Source organism: Stenotrophomonas chelatiphaga (assembly GCF_001431535.1).
Taxonomy (GTDB): Bacteria; Pseudomonadota; Gammaproteobacteria; order Xanthomonadales; family Xanthomonadaceae; genus Stenotrophomonas; species Stenotrophomonas chelatiphaga.
Genome location: NZ_LDJK01000014.1, coordinates 102,938 through 117,912 on the forward strand (window position 1 = coordinate 102,938; position 14,975 = coordinate 117,912).

A 14,975-nucleotide genomic window follows, 5' to 3' on the forward strand; every position below is an offset into this window, starting at 1 on the left:
CCGGCAGCGGCCGCCCTGCCCTGCGCCGCACCGTCAGCTGCTGCTTGCCGCCAGCAGGCACAGGCTGTGGGCGGGCAGCTGCCACTGACCCTCGTGGTCCTGCTGCAACGGCGCTTCCGGGGTCTGCAGCAGGACCTTGCGGAATTCCATGCCGTCCAGTCCCACGCGGTAGGCCTGCGGCGTGGTGCCGGTGTTGATCAACAGCGCCAGGCTGACATGCCGGCCCGGCTCCTGCAGGCCACTGTCCGGACTGCGGCCATCGAGCACGATGGTCAGCGCCCGTCGCTCACCGTCATGCCAGTGCACCTCCTGCATGCGGTGTCCTTCCGGGGTGAACCAGTGGATATCGCCGCTGCGTTGTCCTGCATCGCGCAGGAACCGGTTGCGGCGCAGCAGTCCATAGCGGCGACGCAGCAGCAGCAGGCGGCGGACGAAGGCCAGCTGGGCCTGCGCCAACGGTTGTTCGGCGCGTTCCCAGTCGATCCACGCCAGCTCGTTGTCCTGGCAGTAGACGTTGTTGTTGCCCTGCTGGGTATGACCGAATTCATCGCCGGCCAGCAGCATCGGGGTGCCCTGTGACAGCAGCAGCGTCGCCAGCAGGTTGCGCATCTGCTGCGCCCGCAGCGCCAGGATCGCCGGCTGTTCGGTCGGTCCTTCCACGCCGTGGTTGCTGGACAGGTTGTTGCCGTGTCCGTCGCGCCCCTCTTCCCCGTTGGCAAGGTTGTGCCGGTGCTCGTAACTGACCAGATCGTGCAGGCTGAACCCATCGTGGGCGGTGACGAAGTTGATGCTGGCCGATGGACGTCGGCCGTGGTGGTCGAACAGGTCCGCCGAGCCGGTGAAGCGCGCGGCGAAGCCCGGCAGCTGCCCGCCATCACCACGCCACAGCGCACGGCTGGTGTCACGGAATCGATCATTCCATTCCGCCCAGCCCGGCGCGAAGGCCCCCAGCTGGTAGCCGCCCGGACCGATGTCCCAGGGCTCGGCGATCAGCTTGACCTGGCTCAGCACTGGATCCTGGCGCACCGCGTCCAGGAAACTGCAGGACGGGTCAAAGCCATGCCTTTCCCTGCCCAGGATGGTGGCCAGGTCGAAGCGGAAACCATCCACGCGCATTTCCGTCACCCAGTACCGCAGTGAATCCATCACCATGCGCAGCGCACCGGCGTTGGTCAGGTCGAAGGTGTTGCCGGTGCCGGTATCGTTGATGTAGTAGCGACGATCATCGCCCAGCCGGTAATAACTGGTGTTGTCGATGCCCTTGAACGACAGCGTCGGGCCCAGCTCGTTGCCTTCGGCGGTGTGGTTGTAGGCCACGTCCAGCAGCACTTCCAGCCCGGCATGGTGCATGCGCGCGACCATCTGCTTGAACTCGGCCACCGTGCCCAGCGACAGATAGCGCGGGTGCGGGGCGAAGAAGCCGATCGAGTTGTAGCCCCAGTAGTTGCGCAGGCCCTGCTGCAGCAGGTGCTGCTCATCGACGAAGGCATGCACGGGCAGCAGCTCGATCGCGGTCACGCCCAGGTGCTTGAGATGGTCCACCAGCGCATCGTGGCGCAGCGCGGAGAACGTGCCGCGCTCGTCCTTGGATACGGACGGATGGCGCATGGTGAGCCCGCGCACGTGCGCTTCGTAGATCACGGTGCGGTCCCACGGGGTGGCCGGGGCCCGTTCACTGCCCCAGCTGAACGCCGGGTCGATCACCGCGCAACGCGGCATGTAGGCGGCGCTGTCACGCTTGTCGAAACTCAGGTCGCGGTCGCGATGGCCGATGGTGTAGCCGAACAGGTGCGGCGCCCACTTGAGTTCACCCACGATCTGCTTGGCATAGGGGTCAAGCAGCAGTTTATTGGGGTTGAAGCGATGCCCCGCATCCGGCGCGTAGGGTCCATGCACGCGGTACCCATAACGCTGGCCCGGGCGCGCATCAGGCAGGTAGCCATGCCATATTTCGTCGGTATATTCGGGCAGCGCGATGCGTTCTTTTTCGCGCCCGCGTTCGTCGAACAGGCACAGCTCGACGCGGGTGGCATGCCGGGAGTACAGCGCGAAATTGACCCCCAGCCCGTCCCAGCTGGCACCCAGCGGATACGGCAGCCCTTCGCGGACCCGCGACGTCTGCGTCCACTTACGAAGGGCCACTGTCTGCCTCCGGGTCCCTTTCATGGGCGGCTGCTATATCGGCCAGCACCAGCCGTTCGGCCATCTGCCAGTGCCGCTGCTGCTGCCCATCGGGACGACCTTCGGCTTCCCATATCTGGTGGGCCAGCGCGGCGGTGCGCGCCGTGCGTTGTTCAGCATCCATCCTCATCTCCGTCGTCCAGAACCCAGATCGCCACGGGGGCCCCATCGAGCAGCGAGGCCGCATCGACGTCCTGCCCTCCTTCACACCGCCGTGCATCCAGCAGGCTGCGCCAGTGTCCCACTGGCAGCGTGACGCGGCCGGCGTGGCCGGCGCCCTGCCGTAACAGGCTGGGCCCGGCCAGCGCCATGTCCACCGACGCGGCGGCATCGACCACCAGTACCATGCCGTGCGGGCCGGCCAGCCGCCCCAGCGCCCATACCGCACCGTGTGCGGCCAGCGCCGTCAACGGGGCGGCACTGAACAGGTCCGGCATGGCGGCGCGGCAGCGCAGCAGCGTGGCCAGCAGCAGCGCCTTGGGCGCTCCATCGGACCAGGCCCGCAGTGCCTGCTGCCAGTCCGGTGCAGCGGCCAGCCATGCACGCCGTTGCGCGTAGTCCACCGCGCCGCGGTTGTCCGGATCGACCATGCTGGTATCCCAGCCCTCGTTGCCCTGGTAGATATCCGGCACCCCCGGGCAGCAAAGCTGCAGCGCCAGCTGTACAAGTCCCAGGCGCGCCGCATGTGGCGCAATGCCATGCACGAACGCCTCCACGGCCGAACGCAGCACCGCCGCCTCCGGGCTGCCGCCAAACCACGCCAACCAGTCGGCCGCCGCCTGCTCCAGGCCCGGGTCGGGGTCATTCCAGCTGCTCACCCGCTTGCCTTCACGCAGGGCCTTCTGCAACCACCCACCGACGCGCGCGATGAAGGCAGCATCCACGGCTTCCGCCTGCAGTGGCCAGCTGCCGACCAGGGTCTGCCACAGCATGCTGGTTTCGGCACCCGGCAGCGGGCACGGATGCCCGGCCGCGGCCGCCAGCGCATTCCAGTGGCGCTGCTGGCCTGCCCAGTACGCCACGTTCCAGCTCAGCACCGCCAGCCGACAGCGCGCATCCGGACCGCGCTTGTGGTCGTGGGTGGCCACGGCAAGCAGGGCCTGCGGCCACTGCTGCGCGCGTTGCCCGGCGCATTCCAGGAACTGCTCCAGCGGCAGGTGGATCCGGCCCGGGTCGCTGCCCACTTCGTTGCGCGACAGCAGCCGCGCGTACCGATAGAACGTGGTGTCCTCGACTGCCTTGGCGTTGAGCGGCGCGGTCAGCTGTTCGAACCGGGTGCGCAGGGCCGGCTGCTCGCCCAGCCACGTGCAGACATGCCGCAGCGCCGCGCGATCGCCTTCACCCAGCTGCGCAGCGGCTGCCGTGGCGGCGCGGTTCAGCCACTGCAGGTCGGCCGCCGAGCGCATCCCGTGGGTGCGATACACCGGGAAATGCTGCAGCAGGGCGATCGCAGCACGTTCGAACATGCCGCCGGTCAGGTCCGCAGCCGTGGGATCGTTCGCGCAGGGTTCGGCCAGGCCGCGCAGGAACCGATCAAGGTCGCAGCGCAGCGAGCCCTGCAGCATCTGCAGCCGGGCGTGCTGCTGCCAGGCATCGAAACCGCGTCCGTCCCCGCTCTGCGCCTGCCAGAGCGCCTGCAGGGCAGGTTCGGCCGCGCCGTCATGCAGCAAGGCACCCACCTGGTCCATGAAGTCGTAACCGGTGGTGCCATCGCAGGTCCAGTCGGCCGGCAGTGCTTCACCGTCGGCGAGGATCTTCTCCACGTGCAGGGTGATCGAACCGGGCGGGAGACTGCGCTGCGCGGCCACGCCGTCCAGGCACGTCCGCAGCCGCTGCAGGTACCCGGCCGGATCGGCCAGCCCGTCGACATGGTCGATACGCAGGCCATCGACGTGGCCTTCGGCGACCAGCCGCAGCGGCAGCGCGTGCACCGCCTCGAACACCTGCGCTTCTTCCACCTTCAACGCGACCAGCCCATCGATGTCGAAGAAGCGACGGTAGTTGGTGCGGTCAGCGCCGCTGCGCCACCACGCCAGCCGGTAGGCCTGGCGCTGCAGCAGGTCATGCAACCGCTGCGGCGAGCGCTGGCAGCGCTCGACCCAGGCCGGCCAGCTGTCGGCCGCCGCCGGGAAGCTCAGCGGTGACAGCGGCAAAGTGAGGTCGTGGTGGCGCAGGCAGGGACCGGTCGCACCGATGTCCAGGCTCAGTACGCCGTCGGCAAGCGCAGCGGCCAGCGGCCTGTCCAGCACCGCCAGCCACAGCGTGCCCTCGCACCCGGGCGCCTCCCAGTCGATATCGAACCAGCCTGCATGCGCGCTGCGTCGTCCATGCCGCAGCACGTCGCTCCACCACCGATTGCCCGGATGCGCCGCCATGTGGTTGGGCACGATGTCCAGCAGGATGCCCATGGCATGTGCCCGCACCGCCTCGGCCAACCGCGCGAAACCGGCTTCGCCGCCCAGTTCGGGGCTGATCCGGGTGGGGTCGATGTTGTCATAACCGTGCGTCGACCCCGGTACGGCCGCCGCGATCGGTGAAAGGTACAGGTGGCTGATGCCCAGACGGGCGAAATAATCGACCTGGGCTGCGGCGGCATCGAAATCGAAGCCGGCATGCAGCTGCAGGCGCACGCTGGCACGCAGCGCGGTCATGCGCCCACCGCCGGCATCCGCTGCGCGGCAAACGCAGACAGGCGCTGGTCCAGCGCAGTGTCGTCGTCCTGCAGCCGCAACCGCTGCCGCCAGTTCGGGTGCTCGTCCACGGTACCGGGCAGGTTCGGCTGCTCGATGATCCCCGCCGCGTCCTCCAGCGGCAGCAGCGCCAGCACCGACGGCGTACGCGCGGTGAAGGCCAACGCATCGCGCTGCAGGTCGCCACTGTCCAGTCCTTCGGCCTGCACCTGCGCGGCCAGCTGCCGCACCTCGGCCTGGCGCTGTTCCAGCTGCAGCTGCTGCGCCGCTTCGCCGGTCCAGCCCAGTCGACGCCGCCACTGCAGGTCGCGGCCCTGCAGCCAGCCTGCAACAGGTGGCAGGTCATGGGTGGAGCTCATCGCCACTGCCGATGCACGCCACTGCCTGGCCGGCAGGAATCCCTGTCCATCGCGGCTGAAGGCCAATACGTCCATGCCCAGTACGCCGCGCGACGCCAGGGCATCGCGGATGCCGGGGGGCACCACCCCCAGGTCCTCGCCGATCACCACGCAGCGGTGGCGGCATGATTCAAGCACCAGCAGGTTGAGCAGATCATCGAACGGGCAGCGCAGGTAGACGCCCTGCCCCGCGCCGGCACCCCGCGGCAGCACCCACAGCCGCAGCAGGCCCAGGATGTGGTCGATGCGCACGCCGCCGCGCCGCGCCATCACCGCGCGCAGCAGGCTGATGAAGGGCGCATAGCCCTGCGCGCGCAGCGCACGTGGCGCATACCCGGTGATGCCCCACGCCTGCCCATGCGGATTGAAGGCGTCCGGGGGTGCGCCCAGTTCCAGCCCTTGCAGCACGGCACCGGCGTTGTCATGCGCCTCCACCCCGGCCGGATCGAAGCCGATCGCCAGGTCGGCGATCAGCCCGATCGCCATGCCGCGTTCACGTGCATCACGCTGCACCTGGTGCCAGCTCGACTGCACCAGCCATTGCCCGAACGCCTGCACTGAAGCCGGCGTACGGGACAGGGCGGCGGTCTGGCTGGCCCACGACGCCAGCGGCGCACCGTAGGCGGCTATTTCCGATTCGATCAGGTGCCAATGGCCAGGGCGGTGCGTCTGCAGCCACGCGGGCAACCGGCCTATCCACTGCCATTTCGCCGCCGCCGCCGCGGGCCAGTCGATCTGACCGGCCGCTTCGTGCAGGGCAAGATCGGCATCAAGCCGGGGATCGGCGGCACGCACCGCCAGGGCCGCCTCGGCGAGGTGCTGCAGGGGCGCGCCATGCAACGGCTCCAGCCAGCGCCGGTCGCTCGGCGAATACGGACTGAAGCTGCTGCGGATCGGCATGTTGGCGTGGATCGGCGAAAGCCCGATCGCGTCCCCACCATGGCGCTGCAGGCGCGGCAGCCACGCTGCAATCCCGCCGCTGTCACCGATCCCGCCATCGCCTGAGGCCGACACGCCGTACACCTGCGTGGAAATGCCCCAGTAGCGGGGGCCATCGGCCCTGTCGGGGAACCATGCGTGCAACGGCGCCACGGCCACCGCCTGCAGGCGTTCGCTCTGGCGCCAGTGCCAATAGCCCGGCGTTGCCGGCGCAAGCCACTGATCGGGACCGACCTGCTGCGCCGGAAGCTCCTCACCCTGTTCGCCTATCCAATAGGCAGGCCCGGATCCCGCAGCAGGCACCCGCAGTCCCTGGCCAGCGATGCAGGTCAGCAGCGGCGGGGATACGCCGTCCTCGTCGGTGTTGCCCTGCAGCGACAGCAACACCGCTTCGACCACATCCCACGCCACGTCGCGCTCCACGCCGGCCACGTCGGTCCAGCGTACCTGCAGGCCGGCCTGGTCAGCGCGCTGCTGCAACGGATGGCGGCCGCTCATCCTGCCACCCAGTGCACCCGCACGCTGCCGGCGGCGATCCTGCCGGCCGCGGCGGGCTGCTGTTCCCACACCAGCGCGCCATCGGGAAGCGCGAGCTCCACCTCGGACTCGCCCACGTTGATCGCGATCCACCACTGCCCCTCCGGCAGCTGCCAGCCTGCCTGCACCGCGTGCCGTCCCAGCACCCGCGCGCCCAGCGAGCGCGCCTGCGCCAGTCCCGGCTGCAGGTAGCGACGACGCAGCGCAAGCAGTTCGGTGAACACGGCAAGATGCGCATCGGCATCTGCATCACCGGCCGCAGGCAGCATGACCCGGCACGCATCGAAGGTGGCGCGCGCATTGGGATCGGGGATCCGCTGGCGCTGCTCGGCATCGGCGAACGCGGCGAAACCGGCGAACTCGCGCCGTCGCCCCTCGCGTACGAGGTCATCCAGCGGCGCCACGTAATCAGTGAAGAACAGGAACGGTTGCCGCGCCTGCCACGGCTCGCCCATGAACAGCAACGGCACCATCGGCAGCAGCAGCACCAGCGCCAGCGCGGCGCGCGCATGCGCAGCGGGGACCAGTGTCACCAGCCGCTCGCCGAATGCCCGGTTGCCGATCTGGTCGTGATTCTGGGCGAAGACCACGAAGCGCTGCGGCGGCACGTCCGCGCTCGGCTCGCCGCGCAGTTCGCCCTTGTGGTTGCGCTCGCCCTGCCACGCAAATCCCTCCGAAAGCGCGCGCGCCAGCAACTGGGGTGCGCGCCCGGCGTAGTCGGCGTAATACCCTTCCACTTCGCCGGTCAGCATCACGTGCAGCGCATTGTGGACGTCATCGTTCCACTGCGCCTGGTAGTCCCCCCGCAGCCAGCGCGACTGGTTGCGCTCGTTTTCCAGCACCAGGTGAACATGCGGCCGCCCCGGGCAGCCCTCGCGTATCGCCTGCACCAGTTCGCCCAGGAACGCATTCGGGGTGATCGCCTGCACCGCGTCCAGCCGCAAGCCGTCGAAACGATACTCCTGCAGCCACATCAAGGCGTTGTCGACGAAGAAGCGCTTGACCTGCGACTGGGTGAAATCAATGGCCTCGCCCCACGGCGTGGGTGCATCGCGCTTGAAGAATGCCGAGGCATAGGTGTCCAGCAGGTTGCCCTGCGGCCCGAAATGGTTGTACACCACGTCCAGCAGCACCGCCATGCCGTGTCCGTGGGCGGCGTCGACCAGCGCCTTGAGCGCGTCCGGATGCCCGTAGGCCTCGGCGGGCGCGTACGGGAAGACGCCGTCGTAGCCCCAGTTGCGCCGCCCCGGGAACTGCGCCACCGGCATCAGTTCCAGCGCGGTGATACCCATCGCGGCCAGCGCAGGCAACTGCGCCATCAGCCCGGCAATGCCCCCGCTGCAGCCCAGGTGCACCTCGTAGATGACCAGTTCCTGCCAGGGCCGCCCGTCCCATCGTGACTGCCACGCGTGGCCATCATCGGGAAGCAGTGCACTGGCGCCGTCCACCCCGTGCGGCTGCCAGCGCGACGCAGGATCGGGCACCTGCACCTGGCCATCGAGCAGGAACCGGTACGGCGTTCCGCTGCTGCCGGAGGCCTCCAGGAAGAAGCAGCCCTCGTGTTCGGGCTGCATCGGATGCACCTCGCCATCGAGTACCAGTGCAACCTGCCCGGCATCGGGCGCCCACAGCCTGAACGCATAGCGTCCGTCGCCGAGCGGCCATGCGCCCAGCCGCCCCCTCCCCGCTGGCGTCATGCGTCGACCTGCAGGTAGAGCGTGGCCAGCGGCGGCAGGGTCAGCTGCAGCGAGTGCGGCTGCCCGTGCATGCTGTGCGGCTGGGTATGCAGTGCACCGCCGTTGCCCGCATTGCTGCCGGCGTAGAAGGCGCTGTCCGTGTTGAGCACCTCACGCCACTGCCCGGCGCGCGGCACGCCTACGCGGTAATCGTAGCGTGGCACCGGGGTCAGGTTGCTGACCACCAGCAACGGCGGAGCGTGCCCGTGCGGATCGTGGCGGACGAAGGCGAACACGCTGTTGGCATGGTCATCGCCGATGCTCCATTCGAACGTGCGTTCGTCCTGCTCGTCGCGGTGCAGCGCCGGTTGAGCGCGCAGCAGCCGGTTGAGGTCACCGACCAGCGAGGCCACGCCGTGGTTGAACGGGCGTCCGGCCTGCTCCCAGTCCAGTGCAGCGTCATGGTTCCATTCGTGGGCCTGGCCGAACTCCCCGCCCATGAACAGCAGTTTGCTGCCCGGATGCGCCCACATCAGTGCGTAGTAGGCGCGCAGGTTGGCAAAGCGCTGCCACTCATCGCCGGGCATGCGCGCCAGCAGCGCGCCCTTGCCGTGCACCACTTCGTCATGCGAAAGCGGCAGCACATACCGTTCGGAAAACGCGTAGACCAGGCCGAAGGTCATCTCGCTGTGGTGGTGTTGGCGATGCACCGGGTCATGCTGCATGTAGCGCAGTGAGTCGTGCATCCAGCCCATGTTCCATTTGTGCGAGAAGCCGAGCCCGCCCTGCTCCACCGGCGCGGTGACCCCGGGCCATGCGGTGGATTCCTCGGCGATGACCATCACCTCGGGGAAGCGTGCCTGCAGCGTGGTGTTCATCCGCTTCAGGAAGGCGACCGCCTGCAGGTTCTCGCGCCCGCCATGTTCGTTGGCCACCCACTCGCCTTCGTTGCGGCTGTAGTCGCGGTACAGCATCGAAGCGACCGCATCCACGCGCAGGCCATCGACATGGAAACGTTCGATCCATTCCAAGGCGCTGCCGATCAGGTAGCCGGCCACTTCATTGCGGCCGTAGTTGTAGATCAGGGTGTGCCAGTCCTGGTGGAAGCCTTCGCGCGGGTCGGCGTGTTCGTACAGCGCGGTGCCATCGAAACGCTCCAGCCCGTGTGCATCATTGGGGAAATGGGCGCTGACCCAGTCGACGATCACGCCGATACCGGCCTGGTGGCAGCGGTCGACGAAGCGCGCGAAATCCTCCGGCGTACCGTGGCGCGCGGTCGGTGCGTAGATACCCAGCGGCTGGTAGCCCCACGAGCCCCCGAAGGGATGCTCGCTGACCGGCAACAGTTCGATGTGGGTGAAGCCCAGTCCCTGCACGTGCGGGATGAGGCGGTCGCCCAGCGCGTTCCAGTCGTAGGCGTTGCCCTCCGCATCGCGCTGCCAGGATCCGGCATGTACTTCGTAGATCGACAGGGGAGCGTGGCGTGCGGCGGTGCGCTGTTGCATCCACTGCGCATCCTGCCACTGCCGTGCCTCGGCCGGCGCCACGCGCGAGGCGGTGGCCGGCGGCAGTTCAGCCCAGCGCGCCATCGGGTCGGCCTTGTCGGCCAGGATCGTGCCGTCGGCCCCGGTGATGCGGTACTTGTAGCGCGCACCGGCCGCCACGCCGGGCAGGAACAGCTCCCAGACGCCGCCATCATGGCGCAGCCGCATCGGGTGGCGGCGCCCGTCCCAGCCGTTGAATTCACCGACCACCGCAACGCGCTGCGCATTGGGTGCCCACACCGCAAAACGCACGCCGTCCACGCCGTCGACCTGCATCGGCAGGGCGCCCAGCGCGCGCATCGCCTCGCCGTCACCGTCGCGGATTCCTGCAAGCACGTCATCCGGCAGCAGCGGCCAGAACCCATACGGATCTTCCATCCGCTGCTCACCCTCGGCCCAGCTGATCCGCAGCATCGCCCGGCCCGGGCCCGGCACCGCCAGCTGGAACAGCCCATCGGCCGCCGTGGCAGCCAGCGCCTGTTCGGCCGCCTGGCCTGGCATCCGCGCCCACACCGCCCGGGCTTCCGGCAGCAGCACACGCAGCACGTGCCCGCCCTTGCCATCGGCATGCACGCCCAACCAGGCAAACGGGTCCACCGGTTCGCCGCGCGACAGCGCCAGCAACGGCTCAGGAAGGGGATCAATCATTGCGGATACATCCGTTTCGCGCACCACGGCAGGCGATGGACCATGCTCACCATCCATCATGCCGCCACCTGCCTTGCCTGCTGGTACAGGTCGAGGTAGTGCCGCCCGGCGATGTCCCAGCCACTGGGGCGCAGCATCGCCGCACGCTGCATCGACCGCAGCAGCGACGGCATGCGGAAGGTGCGCAGGGCGCGTTCCACGCAGCGACGCATCACGTTGGCGGTGGCCTCATGGAACAGGAAGCCGGTCACGCCGTCATCCACGGTATCCACCAGTCCGCCGGTGGCATGCGCGATCGGCAGGCAGCCGAACCGCTGTGCATACATCTGGCTCAGCCCGCACGGTTCGAAGCGCGAGGGCATCAGCAGGAAATCGGCGCCGGCGAACATCTGCCGGGCCAGTTGCTCATCGAATCCGATCCACGCACCGACCTGGCCGGGGAAACGCCGCGCCAGCGCGCGGACCTGTTGTTCGACCTGCGGCTCACCGCCGCCGATCACCACCAGCTGGCCACCGGCCGCGATGATCTGCGGGGCCACGTCACAGGTGATGTCCAGGCCCTTCTGGTGCACCAGCCGGCTGACCACTGCGAACAACGGGCCGCCACTGTCGCGCAGGCCGAAGGCCTGGCGGACGCTGGCGGCATTGTCGGCCCGGCCAGCGCACTGCTGCACGCTGAAATGGGCGCTCAGGTGCTGGTCCGAGCGCGGATCCCAGCTGGCGTCGATGCCGTTGACGATACCGCTCAGATGACCGCGCGCGGCGCGTCGCGCCAGCAGCGCATCCAACCCGCACCCATCGGCCGGTGCGGTGATCTGCTCGGCATAGTTCAGGCTTACGGTATTCAGTCGCGTGGCATTGACGATCCCCGCCTGCAGGAAGGACATGTGGCCGAAGAACTGCATTTCCTCCAGGTGCCCGGCCGGGATCCCCAGCGCCTCGGAAAGCGCGTACGGGAACAGGCCCTGATAGGCCAGGTTGTGGATGGTCAGCAGGGTCGCCACCTGGGTGCCGTCCCAGCGCACGTAGGCGGCCGCCAGCGCGGTCGGCCAGTCATTGAGGTGCAACAGGCCGGGCTTCCATTCCATGCCGGTGCGGCCCGCGGCGATTTCCGCCGCGGCGTGCGACAGGGTCGCGAAGCGGATCGCGTTGTCCTTCCATTCCTTGCCTGCATGGTCGACGTACGGCGTGCCTTCGCGGTCGAACAAGGGCCCGTTGAGCAGTACGTAGATCGGCAGCCCGTCGCTCTGCATCGCCCGTCCGATGCGGCAGGCTGGCAGGTGGCCGCGAGGTGCCACGCTGCCGACCACTTCGATCGAGCGCAGCCGCGACAGCACCTCCGGATAGCCCGGAATCAGCACCCGCACATCACACGCACCGCGCAACGCGCGCGGCAATGAAGCGGCGACATCACCGAGGCCACCGGCCTTGATGAAGTCGGCCATTTCAGAAACGACGAACAGGACCGGCTCGCCACGATCCACCGATGCAACGGCGGGGACGAATCGGCCGCGCACATCACGCCGGCGCGAGCGCTGGCTCGTCTTGCGCGCGACAGGGGACGGCATTGGACGACTGAAGGGAGGCATCGTGTTCATCAGGGGGCTCGAAAGGCGTGCAGAGTGGCGTACCCAGCCGCCCGTTCAGGCAGCGAGGTAGTAATCGGGGATCGGCGCGGGCGTGGGGGACGCTGGCGTTGCTCTTGCAGTGAATCTATACCTGCAGTGAATCAACCCTTCGTGAAAACAGAGCGCAGTCTGTGTGACATTGGGTAATGAGCGCCGTACAGCGACGCATGAGGGCGCTCATGAACTGCTTCAGAAACGAATGCGACAACGCCACTGCGCGCGAACTGCGCAGCATTGCGACACAGCGCGCGCTGCACACGGCGGCGTACGTGTCAGTCCGGGCGGGGCGTAATGGTGATGCGCCCGGACGTTTCCAGCATCGCCAGTTCAATGTCGGCATGCTGCCGACAGCCCTCGCTGCGCATCGCGACGTCGAGATCGGCAGGGGAAAGATTGCAGTGGCGCAGCTGGTTCCAGAACACCGTGCCATTGCGCACCAGCACCACCGGTGCCCCTTCCACGAGGCGATCCAGCCGACGGTTGCGCGCGGTCACGAAACCCACCAGCCAGTTCAACGACAACAGCGTGGCCGCCAGCAGCAGCCCACCGAGCAGCGAGCTGTCCTGGCCGATCAGTGAGTTCTGCACGGCATTGCCCAGCAGCACGATGACCAGCACGTCGAAGGCAGTGGACTGTCCGAGTGAGCGCTTGCCGCTCAGCCGCGTCATCAGCAGCACGATCACATACACGGCCACGGCGCGCAGGATGAACTCCCACCACGGCATGCTCAATGTCCACAGATCACTCATGACCCGCCCTTCCCTCGCCGATGACACGACCTGTTCTAGTGCAGCCGCTGTCAGCGGGCAGTGAGAGGTCCCGGCTGCAGCGTACGGCCATCGGCCAGCCGCAGTACCTGTTGGCCGAACATCGTCACGTCCTGCGGATCATGGCTGATCAGCAGCAGCGGAATGCCGGCCTGCTCCAGCACCGCCTGCAGCTCGCTGCGAAGGTGTGCACGCAGATCGTGGTCCAGCGCGGCGAACGGTTCATCCAGCAGCAGCGCACGCGGCCGGGTCACCAGTGCCCTGGCCAGCGCCGTGCGTTGACGCTGGCCGCCGGACACCTGCGATGGCATCAGGTCCCCCAGGCGCTCGATGCGCAGCGCCTGCAGCCAGTGCTCCACTTCGGCATGGCGGCCGCCGCGGCGTGGATTCCACCATCCCGTCTGCAGGCCGAAGGCAACGTTCTGGCGCACCGTAAGGTGCGGAAACAACGCGTAATCCTGGAACACATACCCAAGCCGGCGCGCGCGTGCCGGCAGGCAGATGCCGGCGGCGGCATCGAACAGCACCTGGCCATCCAGCACGATGCGGCCGGCGTCGGGCGTGAGCAGCCCGGCGATGGCCTTCAGGGTCAGGCTCTTGCCGGCACCGGACGGGCCGAACAGCACCACGTGGCGCTGGCTGCAATGCAGCTGCACCTGCAGGCGGAAGTGCTGGCCGGCGGCCTGCAGGTGACGGCTGATATCGGCTTCAAGCCACATCACGCACCTCCTGCCGGCGCCCACCCACCAGTCGCGCAGCCACCAGCAGCACCACGATGCAGACCGCCGAGGTGAGCAGCACCAGCGTATTGGCGCGGCCATCCTGGCCCGCCTGCACTGCCTCGTAGATGGCGATGGACAAAGTCTGGGTGCGCCCGGGAATGCTGCCCGCCACCATCAGCGTGGCACCGAATTCCCCCATCGCGCGGGCGAACGCCAACAACAGCCCCGCCAGGATGCCGCGCCATGCCAGCGGCAGCGTGATGCGGAAGAACACCGCCGCCTCAGTGGCACCCAGCGTGCGCGCTGCCTGCTCCAGCTGTCCGTCCACGCCTTCGAAGGCCGCGCGGGCCGGCTTGAACACCAGCGGCAGGGCCGCCACCGCGGCGGCGATCACCGCCGCCTGCCAGGTGAATACCAGGTTGATGCCGAAGCTGGACTGCAGCCACCCGCCCAGCGGACCGTTGCGACCGATCAGCACCAGCAGGTAGTAACCGAGCACGGTCGGCGGCAGCACCATCGGCAGGGTCAGCAGCGTGTCCAGCAGTTCGCGCCCGGGGAAGCGGCGGCGGGCCAGCAGCCAGCCCAGCGCGACACCCAGCACGAGGTTGATCGCAGTGGCCCAACCGGCCACCTTCAGCGACAACACGAGTGCGCTCCAGTCCAGGTCCATCGGTCAGGGCGAGCTGAAGCCATGCCGGCGCAGGATCGCCTGGCCCGCTGCCGACTGCACGAAGCTGACGAAGCGCTTCGCTTCGGCCGCCCTGCTGCTGTGCGAAGCCACCGCCAGCGGATAGGTGATGCCGGCGCTGACCGGCACCTGGAAGGCGCGCTTGACACGGCCTGGCATCGCCTGCGCGTCGGTGGCATAGACGAAACCGGCGTCCACTTCGCCGCGGGCCACGTAGTCCAGCGACTGGCGCACGTTCTGGGTGGTGATCGCCTTGGGCCGCACGGCGGTCCACAGTGCGGCGGACTGCAGCGCGGCGCGTGCATAACGACCCACCGGCACGCTGTCCGGGTTGCCGATGGCCACCCGCGTGACCGCCGGTTGCGCGAGCGACTGCAGCGAGGTCAGGGGCAGTGCGCTGTCCGGCGGCACGATCACCCACAGCGCATTGCGCGCGAACACCTGGCGGGTGGCCGGGTCGACGTGGCCGCCCTGCACCGCCTGGTCCATGGTGGCCTCATCGGCCGACGCAAGGACGTCCACCGGCGCCCCGCGCGCGATCTGCTGCAGCAGGACGC

Annotated in this window: 11 protein-coding genes; all 11 read right to left on the minus strand. The window is 68.6% G+C overall.

The window, feature by feature from the left end; all coding sequences use genetic code 11:
* Positions 1 to 33: 33 nt before the first annotated feature.
* Positions 34 to 2,142 carry a glycogen debranching protein GlgX gene (gene glgX, locus ABB28_RS05505; RefSeq protein ID WP_057507670.1) on the minus strand — a complete coding sequence of 703 codons (2,109 nt, stop codon included), beginning with the start codon at positions 2,140 to 2,142 and terminating at the stop codon, positions 34 to 36.
* Entirely contained in the window at positions 2,129 to 2,305 is a 177-nt protein-coding gene (locus ABB28_RS17710) for a DUF2934 domain-containing protein (protein WP_083491946.1), read from the minus strand. The genes glgX and ABB28_RS17710 overlap by 14 nt, the downstream gene beginning before the upstream one ends.
* Positions 2,295 to 4,832 (minus strand): malto-oligosyltrehalose synthase, encoded by a 2,538-nt coding sequence (gene treY / locus ABB28_RS05510; RefSeq protein ID WP_057507671.1) that lies wholly within the window; start codon positions 4,830 to 4,832, stop codon positions 2,295 to 2,297. Before treY ends, ABB28_RS17710 begins: the two co-directional genes overlap by 11 nt.
* A complete protein-coding gene (locus tag ABB28_RS05515) occupies positions 4,829 to 6,706 on the minus strand; it encodes a 4-alpha-glucanotransferase (RefSeq protein ID WP_057507672.1) in 1,878 nt (625 codons plus the stop codon). The genes treY and ABB28_RS05515 overlap by 4 nt, the downstream gene beginning before the upstream one ends.
* A complete protein-coding gene (treZ, locus tag ABB28_RS05520; protein WP_057507673.1) occupies positions 6,703 to 8,442 on the minus strand; it encodes a malto-oligosyltrehalose trehalohydrolase in 1,740 nt (579 codons plus the stop codon). Before treZ ends, ABB28_RS05515 begins: the two co-directional genes overlap by 4 nt.
* The gene (glgB, locus tag ABB28_RS05525; protein ID WP_057507690.1) at positions 8,439 to 10,613 is read right to left on the minus strand and encodes a 1,4-alpha-glucan branching protein GlgB; all 2,175 of its coding nucleotides are present in this window, start codon (positions 10,611 to 10,613) and stop codon (positions 8,439 to 8,441) included. Before glgB ends, treZ begins: the two co-directional genes overlap by 4 nt.
* Positions 10,614 to 10,669: 56 nt before the next feature.
* Entirely contained in the window at positions 10,670 to 12,202 is a 1,533-nt protein-coding gene (gene glgA, locus ABB28_RS05530; RefSeq protein WP_425479526.1) for a glycogen synthase GlgA, read from the minus strand.
* 311 nt (positions 12,203 to 12,513) lie between these two features.
* Entirely contained in the window at positions 12,514 to 12,990 is a 477-nt protein-coding gene (locus tag ABB28_RS05535) for a DUF421 domain-containing protein (protein WP_057507675.1), read from the minus strand.
* A 50-nt stretch (positions 12,991 to 13,040) separates the two neighbouring features.
* A complete protein-coding gene (locus ABB28_RS05540) occupies positions 13,041 to 13,727 on the minus strand; it encodes an ATP-binding cassette domain-containing protein (protein WP_057507676.1) in 687 nt (228 codons plus the stop codon).
* A complete protein-coding gene (gene modB, locus ABB28_RS05545; protein ID WP_057507677.1) occupies positions 13,717 to 14,400 on the minus strand; it encodes a molybdate ABC transporter permease subunit in 684 nt (227 codons plus the stop codon). The genes ABB28_RS05540 and modB overlap by 11 nt, the downstream gene beginning before the upstream one ends.
* 3 nt (positions 14,401 to 14,403) lie before the next feature.
* A partial coding sequence (gene modA, locus ABB28_RS05550) for a molybdate ABC transporter substrate-binding protein (protein ID WP_057507678.1) occupies positions 14,404 to 14,975 on the minus strand: 572 nt, incomplete at its 5' end.